At 63.8% G+C, this 17,971-nt stretch carries 17 protein-coding genes; 7 read left to right on the forward strand and 10 right to left on the reverse strand.

What is annotated here, in order from left to right; translation table 11 throughout:
• Window positions 1–10: 10 nt before the first annotated feature.
• On the reverse strand, window positions 11–2,077 hold the full coding sequence (locus D6Z43_RS15370) for a carbon starvation CstA family protein (RefSeq protein ID WP_120653018.1): 2,067 nt from the start codon (window positions 2,075–2,077) through the stop codon (window positions 11–13).
• A gap of 154 nt (window positions 2,078–2,231) precedes the next feature.
• A complete protein-coding gene (locus D6Z43_RS15375; RefSeq protein ID WP_120653019.1) occupies window positions 2,232–2,738 on the reverse strand; it encodes a DUF3015 domain-containing protein in 507 nt (168 codons plus the stop codon).
• A 171-nt stretch (window positions 2,739–2,909) separates the two neighbouring features.
• On the opposite strand from D6Z43_RS15375, the gene D6Z43_RS15380 reads away from it, so the two are divergent.
• The 3 genes from D6Z43_RS15380 to D6Z43_RS15390 are packed head-to-tail and all read left to right on the forward strand — an operon-like array spanning window position 2,910 to window position 6,664.
• A complete protein-coding gene (locus D6Z43_RS15380) occupies window positions 2,910–4,091 on the forward strand; it encodes a DUF3142 domain-containing protein (RefSeq protein WP_120655277.1) in 1,182 nt (393 codons plus the stop codon).
• Window positions 4,078–6,243: a hypothetical protein gene (locus tag D6Z43_RS15385; protein ID WP_120653020.1), complete on the forward strand. Its 2,166-nt coding sequence runs from the start codon at window positions 4,078–4,080 to the stop codon at window positions 6,241–6,243. The genes D6Z43_RS15380 and D6Z43_RS15385 overlap by 14 nt, the downstream gene beginning before the upstream one ends.
• 52 nt (window positions 6,244–6,295) lie before the next feature.
• Complete coding sequence (locus tag D6Z43_RS15390; RefSeq protein ID WP_120653021.1) at window positions 6,296–6,664, forward strand: PilZ domain-containing protein; 369 nt, start codon at window positions 6,296–6,298, stop codon at window positions 6,662–6,664.
• Window positions 6,665–6,945: 281 nt separating this feature from the next.
• Here the strand turns inward: D6Z43_RS15390 and radA are convergent, their stop codons facing one another.
• From radA to D6Z43_RS15405, 3 genes are all read right to left on the reverse strand, one after another.
• On the reverse strand, window positions 6,946–8,310 hold the full coding sequence (gene radA / locus D6Z43_RS15395; protein WP_120653022.1) for a DNA repair protein RadA: 1,365 nt from the start codon (window positions 8,308–8,310) through the stop codon (window positions 6,946–6,948).
• A gap of 43 nt (window positions 8,311–8,353) precedes the next feature.
• On the reverse strand, window positions 8,354–8,632 hold the full coding sequence (locus D6Z43_RS15400) for a hypothetical protein (protein WP_120653023.1): 279 nt from the start codon (window positions 8,630–8,632) through the stop codon (window positions 8,354–8,356).
• Window positions 8,633–8,711: 79 nt separating this feature from the next.
• Window positions 8,712–8,957, reverse strand: a complete 246-nt coding sequence (locus D6Z43_RS15405; protein ID WP_120653024.1) for a YdcH family protein — start codon at window positions 8,955–8,957, stop codon at window positions 8,712–8,714.
• A 209-nt stretch (window positions 8,958–9,166) separates the two neighbouring features.
• On the opposite strand from D6Z43_RS15405, the gene mscL reads away from it, so the two are divergent.
• Window positions 9,167–9,583 (forward strand): large-conductance mechanosensitive channel protein MscL, encoded by a 417-nt coding sequence (mscL, locus tag D6Z43_RS15410; protein WP_120653025.1) that lies wholly within the window; start codon window positions 9,167–9,169, stop codon window positions 9,581–9,583.
• Window positions 9,584–9,704: 121 nt separating this feature from the next.
• Here the strand turns inward: mscL and D6Z43_RS15415 are convergent, their stop codons facing one another.
• From D6Z43_RS15415 to D6Z43_RS15425, 3 genes are all read right to left on the reverse strand, one after another.
• Window positions 9,705–11,267 (reverse strand): TerC family protein, encoded by a 1,563-nt coding sequence (locus D6Z43_RS15415; protein ID WP_120653026.1) that lies wholly within the window; start codon window positions 11,265–11,267, stop codon window positions 9,705–9,707.
• A 278-nt stretch (window positions 11,268–11,545) separates the two neighbouring features.
• Complete coding sequence (locus tag D6Z43_RS15420) at window positions 11,546–12,022, reverse strand: DUF934 domain-containing protein (protein WP_120653027.1); 477 nt, start codon at window positions 12,020–12,022, stop codon at window positions 11,546–11,548.
• The gene (locus tag D6Z43_RS15425) at window positions 12,019–13,689 is read right to left on the reverse strand and encodes a nitrite/sulfite reductase (protein ID WP_120653028.1); all 1,671 of its coding nucleotides are present in this window, start codon (window positions 13,687–13,689) and stop codon (window positions 12,019–12,021) included. The genes D6Z43_RS15420 and D6Z43_RS15425 overlap by 4 nt, the downstream gene beginning before the upstream one ends.
• A 270-nt stretch (window positions 13,690–13,959) precedes the next feature.
• Here D6Z43_RS15425 and ccoN point away from each other — a divergent pair, with 270 nt between their 5' ends.
• On the forward strand, window positions 13,960–15,396 hold the full coding sequence (ccoN, locus tag D6Z43_RS15430; RefSeq protein WP_120653029.1) for a cytochrome-c oxidase, cbb3-type subunit I: 1,437 nt from the start codon (window positions 13,960–13,962) through the stop codon (window positions 15,394–15,396).
• On the forward strand, window positions 15,389–15,634 hold the full coding sequence (locus D6Z43_RS15435) for a cbb3-type cytochrome c oxidase subunit 3 (RefSeq protein WP_120653030.1): 246 nt from the start codon (window positions 15,389–15,391) through the stop codon (window positions 15,632–15,634). The genes ccoN and D6Z43_RS15435 overlap by 8 nt, the downstream gene beginning before the upstream one ends.
• A gap of 137 nt (window positions 15,635–15,771) precedes the next feature.
• Here D6Z43_RS15435 and D6Z43_RS15440 read toward each other — a convergent pair whose 3' ends face one another.
• Window positions 15,772–16,548: a ferredoxin--NADP reductase gene (locus tag D6Z43_RS15440; protein ID WP_120653031.1), complete on the reverse strand. Its 777-nt coding sequence runs from the start codon at window positions 16,546–16,548 to the stop codon at window positions 15,772–15,774.
• Between the two features lie 82 nt (window positions 16,549–16,630).
• Between D6Z43_RS15440 and D6Z43_RS15445 the strand changes: the two genes are divergently transcribed.
• Entirely contained in the window at window positions 16,631–17,755 is a 1,125-nt protein-coding gene (locus D6Z43_RS15445; protein ID WP_120653032.1) for a class I SAM-dependent methyltransferase, read from the forward strand.
• Between the two features lie 68 nt (window positions 17,756–17,823).
• Here the strand turns inward: D6Z43_RS15445 and D6Z43_RS15450 are convergent, their stop codons facing one another.
• A complete protein-coding gene (locus tag D6Z43_RS15450) occupies window positions 17,824–17,964 on the reverse strand; it encodes a DUF2474 domain-containing protein (protein WP_120653033.1) in 141 nt (46 codons plus the stop codon).
• Window positions 17,965–17,971 lie beyond the last annotated feature (7 nt).

The raw sequence follows: 17,971 nt of genomic DNA on the forward strand, positions 1-17,971 counted from the left end.
CGCGGCCTCCTCATGCGTCCGGAATCGGCTGGAACGGCGATTCCTTGTCGGTGCGCTCCGGTTTCATCCAGGCGCTGCGTCCCACCTTGATGGCGTAGAACAGGATGCTCAGTACCACGAAGAGGAACAGCACGGTCAGGGTCGCGTTGGTGTAGGCGTTGAAGATCACATGCTGCATCTGGGTAATGTCCTTGGCCGGTGCCATGATTTGGCCAGCCTCGAGCGCATCGCTGTACTTCTTGGCCAGGGCCAGGAAACCAACGGCCGGGTTCGGGTCGAGCAGCTTGATCAGGCCCGCAGTGGTGGTGCAGATCAGCAGCCAGGTGGCCGGAATCAGCGTCACCCAGACGTAGCGCTGGCGCTTCATCTTGATCAGCACCACGCAACCCAGCATCAGGGCGATGCCCGCCAGCATCTGGTTGGAAATGCCGAACAGCGGCCACAGGGTGTTGATACCGCCCAGCGGGTCGATCACGCCCTGGTACAGCAGCCAGCCCCACATGGCCACGCAACCGGCGGTGGCGATGACGTTGGCGGTCCAGGACTCAGTGTTGCTGAGTGTCGGTACGAACTCACCCAGAAGGTCCTGCAGCATGAAGCGCCCGGCACGGGTACCGGCGTCCACCGCGGTGAGGATGAACAGTGCCTCGAAGAGGATCGCGAAGTGGTACCAGAAGGCCATGGTGTTCTCACCCGGCAGCACCTGGTGAAGGATCTGCGCGATACCCACGGCCAGAGTCGGCGCACCACCGGCGCGGGCCAGGATGGTGTGCTCGCCGATGTCCTTGGCGGTGGCCTCCAGTGCCTCGGGCGTGATGGCGAAGCCCCAGTTGCTGACCGCCGCGGCCACGCTGGCGACATCCGCACCTACCACGGCAGGCGGGCTGTTCATGGCGAAGTACACACCCGGCTCGATCACCGAGGCGGCGACCATGGCCATGATGGCGACGAAGGACTCCATCAGCATGCCGCCGTAGCCGATGTAGCGGGCATGGGACTCACTGGACAGCAGCTTGGGTGTGGTGCCGGAACTGATTAGCGCGTGGAAGCCGGAAACGGCGCCGCAGGCGATGGTGATGAACAGGAAGGGGAACAGGGCGCCCTTCCACACCGGACCGGTGCCGTCGACGAACTGGGTCAGCGCCGGCATTTTCAGTTCCGGCATGGTGATCAGGATGCCGATGGCCAGCGCGACGATGGTGCCGATCTTCAGGAAGGTCGACAGGTAATCACGTGGCGCCAGCACCAGCCACACTGGCAGCACGGCGGCCACGAAGCCGTAGCCGATCAGCATCCAGGTGATCTGCACACCGGTGAAGGTGAAGGCCGGGCCCCAGACCGGGTCAGCAGCCACCTGGCCACCCAGCCAGATGGATGTCAGCAGCAGCACCACGCCCACCACCGAAATCTCACCGATGCGCCCCGGGCGGATGTAGCGCATGTAGATGCCCATCAACATCGCGATGGGGATGGTGGCCATCACGGTGAACATACCCCACGGGCTTTCGGCCAGGGCTTTCACCACGATCAGCGAGAGCACCGCGAGGATGATGACCATGATCAGGAAAGCGCCGAACAGCGCAATGGTGCCAGGGACCTGCCCCATTTCCTCGCGCACCAGCTCGCCAAGGGACCGGCCGTCTCGACGACTGGAAATGAACAGCACCATGAAGTCCTGCACCGCACCGGCCAGCACCACGCCGGCGATCAGCCAGAGCGTGCCGGGCAGGTAGCCCATCTGCGCGGCGAGTACCGGGCCCACCAGCGGACCGGCACCGGCAATGGCGGCGAAGTGGTGACCAAAGAGCACATGCTTGTTGGTCGGAACGTAGTCCAGACCGTCGTTATGGATGATCGCCGGTGTGGCACGGGCGGGGTCGAGCTGCATCACCTTGTTGGCGATAAACAGGCTGTAGTAGCGGTAGGCAACCAGATAAAGGGCAACGGCGGCCACCACAATCCACAGGGCGTTGATCGCTTCGCCGCGACGCAACGCGACGACGCCCAGAGCACAGGCGCCGACCACAGCCAGCACTGCCCATGGCAGGTGGCGCAGGACGCTGTTGTTATTGTTCATAGGAAGCTCCGAATGGATGGACAAACAAGCTGCCGCACAAGCTTAGTCCGTCTGGAGGCAACCGGTGGCTGGCCACCGTCTGCAATGACCCTTTGCACGACCGGGGGCTAGAAAAAAGCCGGGCATTGCCCGGCTCTTTTATGCGCTGCGGAACTTAACTCGGCTGCTTGGCATAGCGGGCCAGCTGGTGGTCGCGGCTCATCACGTCCAGGGTCGCGGCAAGTACTTGCTCCCCGGTGACGTCCGAGCCGGAGAAGATGGTAGAGAAATTGGCCTGGGTGACCTGGGCGAAGTGCGCGCGGTCGCCCTGTTCGATACCCAGCAGGGTCGCATAGGCATCCAGTGCCTCGCCCTTGCCCTGGGCCATGTCCTCGGCAATGTTGTCCAGCATGCCGTTCATGGCAAGCAAGGACCGGCCTCCATAGCCAATGCGGACGCTGGAATCGCAACCGTTGGTCCCCGAAGTCAGGCCGAAGGTGGCATTACCTGACGTACCGTTGGTGGTGGTGGCCAGCAGATGTGGCACGAGGCCACGCTGACCTTCGAACACCATGTTGCCCCAGCCGCAGCCGCCACCCCCGGCCTGGTCCGCTTGTGCAGCCAGACTCGCCGCACTCAGCAGTCCTACGATCAACCCCTTGCTCAGCAGTCGCTTATCCATATTCTGCGCTCCGCATGGATTTATAGAGAAACCGCCTAAGGAGCTTTGGTGACGGATGGGGAACTGTCAAACCAGCGCCGGCAGGCCTTGCCGGCACCTGGGAATGCGGATGTAATTCGCCGCACTCCGGCTCGAATGCCCAAGGACACCGCCCCAGTGCGCGTCGCATCCATGCCTGTCCCCTATCTCCGTGTCGCCCTCGCCCTTCTGCTGCTCGGCGAGGCTGGCTGTCGGCCGGAAATACCACAAGCGCTCGACCAGCAGCTCTACATCTGGCAACGCCAATGGCGGCCCGCCCACGCAGATGCGCTGGCTGCCAGCCGCGCCGACTTTTCTACCCTTCGAGTGCTCGCCGCCCAGGCCCATCCCGGCGCAGGCTGGTCTCGTATCAGGGTGAATGCAGGGATGCTCAAAGCCGATAGCCGTCCGCTGGTGGCCGTCGTGCGGCTGGATGGCCAACTGCCGGAGCTGGACCTACAGCGCACCCGCGACGATATCCTCGCGCTGATGAACGACTGGCGCGCGCTGGGCCTCGCCGTGCAGGGGCTGGAGATCGACCACGATTGCGCCAGTGCACGCCTGCCAGCCTATCGCGCCTTCCTCGGTGAACTGCGCCAAGCGCTGCCAACGGAGCTGAAACTCAGTATTACCGCCCTGCCCGCCTGGCTCGACAGCCCCGCCCTCGTCGATTTGCTGCGCGAGGTGGACAGCAGCGTGCTGCAGGTCCATGCAGTCAACGCCCCGGCGAACGGACTGTTCGACCCTGCCCGCGCCCTGACCTGGACCCGGCGCTGGAGCCAGATCAGCGACCGCCCCTTCCAACTCGCCTTGCCCGCCTATGGCATCGCCCTGGTGAACGGCGTGGTGGAAAGTGAAAGCCCGCTGGCGCTTGCCGGACCGCGCCGTGAACTACAGGCAGACCCGCGGCAACTGGCCGAATTGCTCACCGAACTACGGCAGACGCCTCCCGCGCACCTGGCCGGCGTCATCTGGTTCCGCCTGCCGCTGGCCGGCGACCGTCGTGCCTGGCCGCTCGACACCCTCAAGGCTGTAGCGCGCGGCGACGAGCTATACGCGGATATCCGGCCACAGGTCAGTCAGCATGGGCCGCTCCACGAACTGGTCCTGACCAATCAAGGCAACCTTGCCGCCGCGTTGCCGGAACGCATCGAGCTGCCGGCGCAAGCCTGCGATGCTGCCGATGCCCTGGCCGGCTATCGCCTGGAACGTACGGCCAGTGCCCTGGTATTCACCCGCCACACCGAAGGCCAGCTCTCCGCCGGCCAGCAACGTGCCCTGGGTTGGGCACGCTGCCAGCAAGTCGATCAAGGAGGATCCCATGTCTACCCCTGAACGCAGCCGGCGACTGGCGCTGGCCATTGCACTCTGCCTGCCGGTATTGAGTGCCCAGGCCTGCGGGCCGGATTTTCCCCTGAGCCTGCTGGGCGACCGTGCGCAGACCCTGGCCGAACTGCCTGAGGGCAACTTCGCGTTCGAAGCGGCGCGTCTGGGCAAACCGGTGCCCGGCCTCGGCCAGTCCGGCGATGCCACCCTGGCGGGCTACTGGGACGACGGTGGAGAGCGATACCTCCAGCAGCGCGACGAGATCGAACAGAAGGAACTGGGAGACACCCTCTACCAGCAGATAAAACGCCTGCGTACGTTGACTGACTCCCGCCAGGTCGAAGACCAGGGCCAGGAGCTGCCCGCAGAGCTGCGCCTCTACAGTGCCGGCGCGGTGGCCTTCGCCCAGCAGGACTACCTGCTGGCCAGCGACTACTTTCGCCGCGTGCTGGAACTTCCGGCGGACCAACGCCGCTTGCGCGGTACCTGGGCCGCCTACTCCCTGGGGCGAGCCCAGGCCAATCTGAGCCGCCCCGAAGGCGTACCCGTCGAAGCAACCCAGCGCAGTGAGGAAGATCAGCGCCTGTTCATGCAGGATGCAGCCCAGTCCGCGCGGGAAGCGTTCCAGCAGACTCGCCAGCTCGCCATCCAAGGCTATGCCGACCCGCTGGAACTGGGCATCGCCAGCCTCGGCGAGGAAGCCCGCCTGGACTACCTGGCCGGTGACTGGGCCAGCGCCATCCGTCTCTATGCCAGCCAGACGGCCCATCGATCCAGTACCGGCTACAGCTCCCTGCGCCAACTCGCTGGCGAACTGGCGCGCATGCCCAACGAGGAGCTGGCGCCACTGCTGGCCCTACCCGAAGTGCAGCACCTGCTCACCGCTCGCCTGCTCAGCCGCATCGACGGTGAGCAGAGCGGTGATGAACGCATCAGTACGCTACTGATCGAGAACGCTGGTGCCGACCTGGCCAATGCCGATCGCCTGGCCGCCCTGAGCTACCAGTTCGGGCGCTACTCTGAGGCCGAGCACTTCGTCGCCAAGGCCGGCGACAGTGGGCTTGCCTGGTGGCTGCGGGCCAAGCTGGCCTTGCGCGATGGCGACGCGACCCGCGCCACCGAGGCCTATGCCAAGGCCGCGCGGGACTTCCCGAAGGAAGAAGACTGGGGCTACCGGCGCACCGCAGATTGGGATTGGGAGGACGTGAAGCCGCGCTGCCGAGTGGACGGCGAGAACGCCATCCTTTCGCTCCAGCGCGGCGACTATCTGGACGCCTTCGACCTGCTCTGGCACAGCGGCGATATCTACTGGTGGGACAGCGCCACCATCGCCGAGCGCGTGCTGACCCTGGAAGAGCTCAAGGGCTATGTCGACGCCAAGGTGCCAGAGCCCAAGCCGCAGACTGCGGAAGAGCGCGAGAACTACCAGCCACGCCCGGTCGCGGCCCAACTGCGCAACCTTCTGGCCCGGCGTCTGCTGCGCGAAGGCCATTACAACGAGGCATTGCCTTACTTCGATGATGTTGAACTGCGCGAAACCGCCCGTCGCTATGGCCAGGCCCGCGAGGAGGCGGATAACCGCTGGACCGCTACCGGGCGCGCCGAAGCCCTCTATAAAGCCGCGCTGATCGCCCGCGAGCAGGGCATGGAACTGCTGGGTTACGAGATGTCGCCAGACTTTCACAGCCTAGGCGGCTCCTTCGCCCTGCTCCAGGTGGGGCAACAGCAAGCGGGCGACCTGCTGAGTGCAGACGAAGCCAAGCGACAGAACGACAACCTCGCCCAGCCCAACACCCGCTATCACTATCGCTGGGTCGCCGCGCATCTGGCCGGGCGGGCCGCCGACCAGTTGCCGCAAAATAGCCAGGCCTTCGCCGCGGTGCTGTGCAAGGCAACCGGCTTCCTGCTCAGCAGCAATCTGGAAGACGCGCGCGGCTACTACCGGCGTTATGTGCAGCACGGCCCCTATGTGCCCTGGGCAGCCAATTTCGGACGGAACTGCGAGGAGCCTGATTTCGACGCCGCGGGCAAGCGTGTCTGGGAGGAGCGCGGGAAGCAACTGCGCAACAGCTTGCGCCCCTACAAGTACCTGCTCGCCGGGGCTGGAGCGCTGATCCTGGCCCTGTCGTTTTTCTGGTTCAGGCGTCGCCGCGGCGAATGAACAGTCTCGTTGGCCTTGGCTATAGTGGATGAAATCTCTCAGGAGCATGACCATGAGTGAAATCGCCAACGACCGTCGGCGCTTCCACCGCATCAACTTCGACGCCGCCACCACAATCAACCAGGGCGACAAGCGCTGGACGGCGGAGCTGCATGACATTTCCCTCAAGGGCTTGCTGGTGATCCGCCCGGCTGACTGGGATGGCGATCCGGCAAGGCCGTTCGACGTGCGCGTCGATCTGGGCGCAGACGCCAAGGTCGAGATGGAAGTGGAACTGACTCGCGCCCAGGGCGACCAACTTGGATTCGTCTGCCGCCATATCGACCTCGACTCCATCAGCCACCTGCGTCGCCTGGTGGAACTCAACCTGGGTAGCGAAGAACTGCTGGAACGTGAACTGACGGCACTGGGCGAGGAGTAGCCCGCCGGGCTGAAGCTCCCTATAGGGGCGAATTCGTTCGCCAAGCAGATCGCAGTTCTGCCAAAGGTCCCTCACCCCCAGCCCTCTCCCAAAGGGAGAGGGAACTCTCCGTGCAAGTAATGACCTTCTCGCTTTTCCTGTAGGGGCGAATTCATTCGCCTAGCAGGTCGCAGTTCTGCCAAAAAGTCCCCACCCCAGCCCTCTCCCAAAGGGAGAGGGGGCTGTCCGTGCAATCAATTGGCTTTTCGCTCTTCGTGTGGGAGCGAATTCATTCGCGAAAACTACTCGAACAGCGCATCCAACGCCTGCTCCAAGCGCGTCACCGCGACCACGGTGAGGCCCGGCGGATCTTCCTTGGGGGCGTTGCCCTTGGGCACGATCGCCCGCTTGAAACCATGCTTGGCGGCTTCCTTCAGGCGCTCCTGGCCGCTGGGCACCGGACGTACCTCACCGGACAACCCCACTTCACCGAACACCAGCACATCATGGGCCAGGGGGCGGTTGCGCAGACTGGAGATGATGGCGGCGATCAGCGCAAGGTCGGAAGCGGTCTCAAGTACCTTCACACCGCCAACCACGTTGAGGAACACATCCTGATCGTAGGTCGGGATGCCGCCGTGCCGGTGCAATACCGCCAGCAACATGGCCAGGCGGTTCTGGTCCAGCCCCAGGGTTACCCGTCGCGGGTTGGCCAGGTGGCTGGTGTCGACCAGCGCCTGAACCTCCACCAGCATGGGCCGCGAGCCTTCCCAGGTCGCCATTACCACGCTGCCGGGCACGGACTCCTGGGCGCGTGTGAGGAAGATCGCCGAGGGGTTGGAAACCTCCTTCAGGCCTTTGTCCGTCATGCCGAACACGCCCAGCTCGTTGACCGCACCGAAACGATTCTTCACCGCCCGCAACAGGCGCAGTCGGCCGTCGGACTCGCCCTCGAAATAGAGCACGGTGTCCACCATGTGCTCCAGCACGCGCGGGCCAGCCAGGGCGCCTTCCTTGGTCACATGACCGACCAGGAAGATCGCCGTGCCACTCTGCTTGGCGAAACGCACCAGCAGTGCCGCACTCTCGCGGACCTGGGCCACGCCGCCAGGGGCGGACTGCAATTGCTCGGTGAAGATAGTCTGGATGGAATCGATCACCATCACCTTGGGCTGCTCGACCCGCGCGGTGGCGATGATGCTTTCGATGCAGGTCTCGGTCATGACCTTCAGCTTGTCTTCCGGCAAGCCCAGGCGGCGGGCACGCATGGCGACCTGTTGCTGGGACTCCTCACCGGTGACATAGAGCGCGGGCAGACGCGTGGCGATGTTGCAGAGGGTTTGCAGGAGGATGGTGGATTTGCCGATGCCCGGATCGCCGCCGATCAGAACCACCGACCCGTCCACCAAGCCACCACCGAGCACCCGATCAAGCTCGGTGGAAGCGGTGGAAAAACGCGGCATTTCCTCAACGCTGACCTCGGCCAGGGTCTTGATCTGCGCCTGCTGGCCGGCCCAGCCGCCGCGCCCCCCGGAAGTAGCGGCGGCGCCTTCCAGCACGGTTTCCACCAGGGTGTTCCAGGCCCCACAGTCAGCACACTGGCCGGCCCATTTGGGGAAGGTAGCGCCGCACTCGGTGCAGCCGTACATGCGCTTGGCCTTGGCCATCAGCGGACTCCGTCAGAAAAACGAAAGCCCGCATGATAGCGGATCAGCCTCGGCAACCGCCGCCGCAGTTGCAGCATTGGCCGCTAGCGCGCCGACGCTGGCGCTCGAGATCCTGGCTCAGGCCGTCCAGGCGCATGTGCAGGGCGCTAAGGCTGGAGCCGTCCAGCGGCTCGCTGCCTTCCTCGACGCGAGCGATGCGACGTTGCAGCAGATCGTACTGTTGTTGCAGGCGGTCGAGACGCTCGATGGCTTCCTGGCGCTCAGGGGAGAGCGACGACGCGGACGAAAAATCCGCGCCGGACGAGAGGTTAGTAGCAGGCATGGGACTGGCTCCGGATAGAGGGTGAGCCAGCCTATCCGGCCTCCTTCCTGGCGCTGTTGACCCCGATCAAATCAAAGTGTCAGCCCTTGGCACTCTTGAGCATCCGGGCGATTTCGTCCTTCAGGGCAACCCTCTGCACCTTCAAACCGTGCAGGATGTTGTCATCGAGGGCCTTGTTGCCGTCCTCGACTTCGTAGATTTGCGAATCCAGATCCTGGTACTCCCCCGCCAACCGGGCAAAGTGCGCATCGCTCTGCAGCAGTGCGCGCATGGTGTCCTTGAACTCTGGGAATTCACGGTTGAGCGGGTGGTGTTCTAGTGGCATGGCAGCGACCCTCCTCTTGCAGCCTCACTCTCAGGCTAGACCAGGGACCACAGGCGGAAAGCGCCGCCTGACGGAAACCTCACCCGGACTTGGCACTGCCACCTCCGGCCCCTAGCATGAGCACCGGCACAAGGAGGTGGCCGTCGCTGGCAGCCTCGACCTGCTGAATTACACTTCAGCGTTGAATCCAGAACCTCAGGGAGTGAAACATGAGCTTGCTCAACGAATTCAAAGCCTTCGCCGTCAAAGGCAACGTGGTCGACATGGCCGTTGGCATCATCATTGGCGCTGCCTTCGGCAAGATCGTCTCGTCCTTCGTGGGCGACGTGATCATGCCGCCCATTGGCCTGCTGATCGGCGGGGTCGACTTTTCCGACCTGGCCATCATCCTCAAGGCCGCCGAGGGGGAAATCCCGGCTGTAGTGTTGAGTTATGGCAAGTTCATCCAGACAATCCTCGACTTCGTGATCGTCGCCTTCGCCATCTTCATGGGGGTGAAAGTGATCAACAAACTCAAACGCGAAGAAGCCGCTGCTCCCGAGCTGCCACCGGCGCCCTCCCCCGAGGAAACCCTGCTGACCGAGATACGTGACCTGCTGAAAGCCCAGGGGGACAAGCAGCCCTGAGTTGCCCGAGGCGTCCTGTGTGGAAGCGAATTCATTCGCGAATCCAACTGACCTCAGCAAAAGAAAAGGGCCGCATCGCGGCCCTTCTTCATTTCGCGACTGAAGTCGCTCCCATAAGTGATCAGGTTGCTGTTGTCAGCGGCTTGAGCAGCAGGCGATTGACCCGCCGCTCCTTCACTTCGATCACCTGCAACTGCCAGCCTGCGACTTCCAGGGAGTCACCGATGACCGGCAGGCGATCCAGCAGACTCATGGCCAGGCCTGCGAGGGTCTGGTAGTCCTCGCCGGGCTTGGCGGCAAAGCCGACGCGCTCCCCCAGCAGGCTGAGGTTCACCGCACCACTGACCTTCCAGCCCTCATCGCACGGTTCGATATCCAGGCCATCCACCTCACTGGCGTCAGGCAGCTCACCGGCGATGGACTCGAGTATGTCGGTCATGGTCAGCAGCCCCTCGAAGCCGCCGAATTCGTTGACGACGAACGCCACGTGGGTAGAGGCCTTGCGCATTTCTTCCAGGGCGCCCAGTACGGAAGCGCTCTCCGGCAGGTTCGGCGGAATCCGCAGCATCTGCTCGAACTCCGGCTCCTGCCCCTGCAGCAACTCGCGCAGCAGTTCCTTCTTGTGCACATAGCCCAGGGGCTCATCCACATCGCCGCCCCGGATCACCAACAAGCGCGAGTGCGGCGAACGCAGCAGGGCGTCACGGATGCTTTCGCGCGGGTCGTCGAGATCGATGCGCTCCACCTCGCTGCGATTGGTCATCAGCGTACGGACCTGGCGCTCGGCCAATCCCAGTACGCCGCTGATCATGATCCGCTCACGACGGTCGAAGGGCACCTTGCCAGCGTCGCCGCCATCCAACAGGTCGGCGATTTCCTCGCCTACTTCATCGGCCTCCACGCCACGGCCACCCAGCAGGCGGAGCACGGCGTGGGCAGTTCGCTCACGCACGCTGCGGTCGCCCTGGAGCTGGCGCTTGCGGCGCCAGCGCACCAGTTGGTTGGCAGCCTCGATCAGCAGCGAGAAGCCGATGGCGGCATACAGGTAGCCTTTCGGGATATGGAAGCCCAGGCCTTCGGCCGTCAGGCTGAAACCAATCATCATCAGGAAGCCCAGACACAGCATGATCACCGTTGGGTGGGCGTTGACGAAGGCAGTCAGCGGCTTGCTGGCGATGATCATCAGGCCGATGGACACCACCACCGCGATCATCATCACTTCCAGGTGTTCGACCATGCCCACGGCGGTAATCACCGCGTCCAGGGAGAACACCGCATCCAGCACCACGATCTGCGCCACTACCGGCCAGAACAAGGCGTAGGCACGGCTGCCCCCCTGGCTGTGAACGCGGCCTTCCAGGCGCTCGTGCAATTCCATGGTGGCCTTGAACAACAGGAACACACCACCGAACAGCATGATCAGATCACGGCCGGAGAAGCTCTTATCGAACACCTCGAACAGCGGCGTGGTGAGGGTGACCAGCCAGGAAATACTGGCCAGCAAACCCAGGCGCATCAGCAGGGCCAGGGACAGGCCGATCAATCGCGCACGGTCGCGCTGATGGGGGGGCAGCTTGTCGGCCAGGATGGCGATGAACACCAGGTTGTCGATACCGAGGACGATCTCCAGGACGATCAGAGTCAGCAGGCCCAGCCAGGCCGTAGGGTCAACTATCCATTCCATAGGGATCAGGCTCTCGAACCAGGTTTACGGGCAGGCGCAAACGGCGCCTGCGGGCGCTGCATCGACATGCACGAAGAGTGGGCAGCGGGACGCTGCAATTCGAAATGGCGTGCGTAGACGCCGGCGGGAAGGGGGGCGGCCGCACCCGGGGTTGCAGGGGGCGGCTTACAACTATCGCTGTCCATTGGTTTCCAGTTCGGATAAACGAACCGCAAATGCTAGGTCAGAAATCATCCAGCGCTAAGTAGGGAATTTTTACCATTCATGTACGAAATCTCTCAGCGCCTGCGAAACAGTGGCCTTGGCTCTATCACCGAACGGCCATAAAGCACACTCACACCCGCCAATCCCTTCAGCGCATCCTCGGCGGATTTATCCTCGCGAACGGCAAAGGCGTCGAAGCCGCACTGACGCATATGGCTGAGTTGGTCACGCAGCACATCACCGACCGCACGCAGCTCACCGCGCCAGCCCAGGCGGGTACGCAGCAGGTAGGCCTGGCTGTAGCCGCGGCCGTCACGGAAGCTGGGAAAGTCGACGGCGATCAGGGGCACTCCTTCCAAGAGCGGTGCCAGCGGCTCGACTTCATCGTCCGGTTGCAGCAACAACCCGTCGCGGCCGTCGCGCTCACGCCAGAGCGCCAGCGGCAGGATCAGTTGCCCATCCGGCAAGGTTTCGCCCGCCTCGCGCACCAGGGTCCAGGTGTCTTCCACCAGGCGAGCCTCACCATCCACAAGTTTGATCAGGTTGTTCATGCCGGTACCCCCACTTTGGCGTAGACCCGTTCCTTGAAGGGATCCAGGCCGATGCGCCGCACCGTATCGACGAAGCGTTCCTCCGGCTCGCGATAGTCGCGGAAGGTTTCCACCACCTTTTCGATCACGTCCGGCACCTCGTCAGCGCTGAAGGAAGGTCCGATCACCTTGCCCAGTTCGCTGTCCATGCCCTGGGCGCCCCCGAGGGTGATCTGGTACCACTCGCTGCCGCCCTTATCCACACCGAGGATGCCGATGTTGCCGATGTGGTGATGACCGCAGGCGTTCATGCAGCCGGAGATGTTCAGGCTGAGCTCACCCAGATCCTGAAGTGCCGCTGGATCAACGAAGCGCGCCTGGATGGCCTGGGCGATGGGGATGGACTTGGCGTTGGCCAGGGAACAGTAGTCGCCGCCCGGGCAGGCAATGATGTCGGTGAGCAGGCCGATGTTGGCGGTCGCCAGGCCACAGTCGCGGGCCTTCAGCCAAAGTGCGTGCAGGTCGGCCTTGCGCACGTCGGGCAGCGCCAGGTTCTGTTCGTGGGCGATGCGGATTTCACCGAAACCGAAGCACTCGGCCCAGTCGGCTACTGCCTCCATCTGGACGTCGGTGACATCTCCGGGCGGGGCATCCGGTCCCGGCTTGGTGGACAGCACGACGGCGGCGTAGCCCGGAACCTTGTGCGGTTGCAGGTTGCGCGCACACCAGCGGGCGAATTCCGGGTCCCGCGCCAGTTGGCTGCCGAAGTCCAGGTCGGCCTCATCCAGGCGGGCATAGGACGGTGCATCGAAGCTGCTGGCAACGCGCTGGTACTCAGCCTCGGTCAACTCGGCCGGGCCCTCCTTCAGGTGCTGCCACTCGGCTTCCACCTCGCGGGCAAAGGCTTCGATACCCAGCGCCTTGACCAGGATCTTGATCCGCGCCTTGTACTTGTTGTCGCGCCGGCCGTGGCGGTTGTAGACGCGCAGGATGGCTTCGACATAGGACAGCAAGTGTCGCCAGTGCAGGCCGTCACGAATCTGCTGACCGAGGATCGGTGTGCGGCCGAGGCCGCCGCCCACCAATACCCGCAGGCGCATTTCGCCCGCATCGTCGCGGTACAGGTAAAGGCCGATGTCGTGCATCTGCACGGCGGCTCGATCCTGCTCGGCTGCGCAGAGCGCGATCTTGAACTTGCGCGGCAGGAAGAGGAATTCCGGATTGATGGTGGACCACTGGCGGAGAATTTCCGCCAGTGGTCGCGGGTCCAGCAACTCGTCGGCGGCCACCCCGGCGAAGGCTTCGGTGGTGATGTTGCGCACGCAGTTGCCGGATGTCTGGATCGCGTGCATCTCCACCTCGGCCAGTTGCTGGAGGATGTCCGGCACCTCGGCCAACTCGATCCAGTTGAACTGGATGTTCTGCCGGGTGGTGAAGTGGCCATAGCCGCGATCATGTTCGCGGGCGATTCGCGCCAGGCAACGCATCTGGCTAGACGACAGCGTTCCGTAGGGGATGGCGACCCGCAGCATGTAGGCGTGCTTTTGCATGTAGAGGCCGTTCTGCAGACGCAGCGGCAGGAACTCTTCCTCGGAAAGCTCGCCGCTGATACGCCGCGCCACCTGGTCGCGGAATTGCTCCACGCGCTCCTGCACCAGGGCGCGGTCGTAGTCGTCGTAGTGGTACATGCAAGCGGGCTCCAGCAAGGCGGGCGGGGGCCTTCACTATGGGCGCGCGAGCCCGGCGTAAACAGCTTCAGGTCCGTCTCAAAAAACCATATCAGATTGACTTGCAGGAGCGAGCTTGCTCGCGAATGCCGGCGGTTCGCGAGCAAGCTCGCTCCTACAAGGCGCCAGCCGATCTGAGCACTAAAAAGTGCGTTTATCTGAGTCTGTTTCCCCAGCGACGGGGTTTCCAGAATGGCGGCCGCTCAGTCTTCTCAACCGAAAGGCCCGCACATGAACACCGCAATCCCGGAACCGACCTACGACTACAAGGTGGTTCGCCAGTTCGCCCTGATGACGCTCGTCTGGGGCATCGTCGGCATGGGCATGGGCGTGTTCATCGCCGCCCAGCTCGTCTGGCCGGCGCTGAACCTCGACCTGCCCTGGACCAGCTTCGGCCGCCTGCGCCCGCTGCACACCAACCTGGTGATTTTCGCCTTCGGCGGTAGTGCCCTGTTCGCTACCAGCTACTACACGGTGCAGCGCACCTGCCAGGCACGATTGTTCGGTGGTGGGCTTGCCGCCTTCACCTTCTGGGGCTGGCAGGCACTGGTGGTGATCCTCCTGGTCACCCTGCCCCAGGGCCTGACCACTACCAAGGAATACGCCGAGGTGGAGTTCACCGGCGCGGTATGGATGGGCATCGTCTGGATCGCTTACGCGGTGGTGTTCTTCGGTACGGTGATGAAGCGCAAGACCAGGCACATCTATGTGGGCAACTGGTTCTTTGGCGCCTTCATCGTGGTCACCGCGATGCTGCACATCGTCAACCACATGGCCATTCCGGTGCGCTGGTTCAAGTCGTACTCGGTCTATTCCGGCGCTACCGACGCCATGGTGCAGTGGTGGTACGGGCACAACGCCGTGGGCTTTTTCCTGACCACCGGCTTCCTCGGAATGATGTACTACTTCATTCCCAAGCAGGCCGGGCGCCCGGTGTACTCCTACCGCCTGTCCATCGTGCACTTCTGGGCACTGATCACCCTGTACATCTGGGCCGGCCCGCACCACCTGCACTACACCGCCCTGCCGGACTGGGCCCAGTCCCTCGGCATGGTGATGTCGATCATCCTGCTGGCGCCATCCTGGGGCGGCATGATCAACGGCATGATGACCCTCTCCGGGGCCTGGCATAAGTTGCGCGACGACCCAATCCTGCGCTTCCTCGTGGTGTCGCTGGCCTTCTATGGCATGAGCACCTTCGAAGGCCCGATGATGGCCATCAAGACCGTAAACGCGCTGTCCCACTACACCGACTGGACCATCGGCCACGTGCACGCCGGGGCGCTGGGCTGGGTGGCGATGATCACCATCGGCTCGCTCTACCACCTGATCCCGCGCCTCTACGGCCGCGCGCAGATGCACAGCACCGGCCTGATCAACGCCCACTTCTGGCTGGCCACCATCGGCACCGTTCTGTACATCGCCTCCATGTGGGTCAACGGCATCACCCAGGGCCTCATGTGGCGCGCGGTGAACGAGGATGGCACCCTCACCTATTCCTTCGTCGAAGCGCTGGAAGCCAGCCACCCCGGATTCGTGGTGCGCATGGTGGGTGGCATCTTCTTCGTCACCGGCATGCTGCTGATGGCCTGGAACACCTGGCGCACGATCCGCGCCGGTGATACGCGCACCACCGACGCGGTCCCGCAGGCGGTGGCCCATGGATAGCGAAAGCGCATACGCCCTGCTTAGCCTGGCTGCCCTGACCTTCTTCTACCTCGCCATCCAGGCCAGCCTGGGTGGCAGGAGCCAACGCCAAATGGACGAAGCCACCATGCTGCCCTTTGCCGACGACGAGCCCGTAGCCAGGCGAATGGAACGCGCCACCGCCCGCAGCAGCACGGGGTGCAGCTGTCCGGGTCGGTGTGATGGGGGGTGCGAGCGGCGAATAGAACTGGATGCCTGAGGTGAAGAACACCTGTAGGGGCAAATTCATTCGCATCTACAGGCCGGAGGTCTGCCCTGCGAAGCCGGTGAGGGGCAGCGGAGCTGCCCTTGGCGATTGAAATCGCCCCTCCAAGCTATTCATCCGCCACACACTACCTACCAGTAGTTCTCCACCGCCACCTGCCCCGGCCGGCGGGTCAGGCTCAGGTTCATGTCGCGCTTTTTCAGCACCGCGCGAGTGTCGTCGATCATCTGCGGGTTACCGCAGAGCATCACGCGGGAGTGCTCCGGGGTGAGTTCCAGGCCGGCGGCGCGTTCCAGCTCGCCGTTCTCGATCAACGTAGTGATACGCCCATGCAGCGCGCCGGGCACTTCCTCGCGGGTCACCACAGGGATGTACAGCAGCTTGTCGGCCACGCCTTCCAGGTAATCGCGGTTCTTCAGGTCGTCAATCAGCGGCTGATAAGCCAGCTCCGCAGCCTGGCGCACGCTGTAGACGAGGATGATCCGTTCGAAACGCTGCCAGACCTCCAGGTCCTGGAGGATCGACAGGAACGGCGCCAGCCCAGTGCCGGTAGCCAGCAGCCAGAGGTCGCGACCATCGACGAAACGGTCGAGGGTGAGGAAGCCGAAGGACGTCTTGTCCACCATCAGGGTGTCGCCTACCGCGAGGCGCGACAGCTCGCTGGTGAATTCGCCCCCCGGTACGACGATGGAGAAGAACTCCAGGTGCTCGTCATGGGGCGCCGAAACCATGGAATAGGCGCGCCAGACGGTGCTGCCGTCGGCCTTGGTCACGCCCAGGCGGGCAAACTGCCCGGCTCTGAAGCGATACCCCGCGTCACGGGTCGTGCGCAGGGTGAACAGGCTGGGCGTCAGGGTCTCGACATCCAGCAGGGTCTGACGGGTGAACTTCTCTTCGCTGGCGGTCATACTCCGCTCCCACTCTTTCCGATTCGTTCAAAGGCCGCTTCAGTGTCTCGCAAAGCGGCCTTCAGAAACACCGCCGGTTCTTATGCCTATATTTGCTACGCCCTTTGCCCAGCTCGATCTCGTTCGCCAGCCCGAACAGCAGGACGACCCGCTGCAGGCCTTCGATGCCGCCGATGAGTACCTGCTCAACCACCTGCACGAACAGGGCATCGCCAGCGATACGCGCATCCTGGTACTGAATGACAGCTTCGGCGCGCTGGCCGCCAGCCTGGCCACCCACGCGCACGTCACCAGCAGCGGCGACTCCCACCTCGGCCACATCGCCCTGCAACGCAATCTGGCACGCAACGAACTGGATGCCGGGCGCGTGCGCTTCGTGGCCGCCAGTGAACTGGCCGAAGGCCCGTTCGACCGGGTACTGGTGCGCGTTCCCAAAACCCTGGCACTGCTGGAGGAACAACTGATCCGCCTGCATGGCCAACTCGCCCCCGGCGCCACGGTGGTAGCCGCGGGTATGGTCAAGCACCTGCCCCACGCCGCTGGCGACCTGCTGGAGAAATACATCGGCCCGATGCAGCCATCTCTGGCGGTGAAGAAGGCACGCCTGCTGATCGCCACGGCCGAACAGAAGCCGGCACCTGCTTCGCCCTACCCCACCCGCTACCAACTGGACCAGCCACGCCTGACGCTGATCAACCACGCCAACGTGTTCTGCCGCGAAGGCCTGGACATTGGCACCCGTGCCTTTCTTCCGCACCTGCCGCGCAGCCTGGCGGATATCCGTGCGGCAGACCTGGGCTGTGGCAATGGCGTTCTCGGCATCGTTTATGCGCTGGCCAACCCGCAGGCGCAGATGACCCTGGTGGACGAGTCCTACATGGCCGTGCAGTCGGCGAAGGAGAATTGGCGCGCGGCCCTGGGCGAACGCCCTGCGGATATCCGTGCAGGCGACGGTCTGGCAGAGCAGCCGGGGGACTCGCTGGACCTGGTGCTGTGCAATCCGCCGTTCCACCAGCAGCAGGTTGTAGGCGATTTCCTCGCCTGGCGCATGTTCGTGCAAGCGCGCAATGCACTGGTGAAAGGTGGCGAGCTATGGATCGTGGGCAACCGCCACCTGGGCTACCACGCCAAGCTCAAGCGTCTGTTCCGGGGCGTGGAGCAGGTGGCGGCGACACCGAAGTTCGTGGTGTTGAAGGCGAGCAAATAGCTGCACCAGGCCACTGAAACCCTGTAGGGGCGAATTCATTCGCCCCTACAAGTAATGAGAGAGCACGCCTAGTGCGTACTCAACCCCGCCGCCGTCATGAACATCCGCAGCACGTAGGCCACAGCGCCAAGCGCCAACACGCTGAGGGCCCAGATACCCACCAGCCAGCCGAGGCGCTGCCAAAGCGGTTTCTTCTCTGACTTATCCACAGGCCGC

Origin of the sequence: Pseudomonas sp. DY-1 (genome assembly GCF_003626975.1) — a bacterium.
Lineage (GTDB): Bacteria > Pseudomonadota > Gammaproteobacteria > Pseudomonadales > Pseudomonadaceae > Metapseudomonas.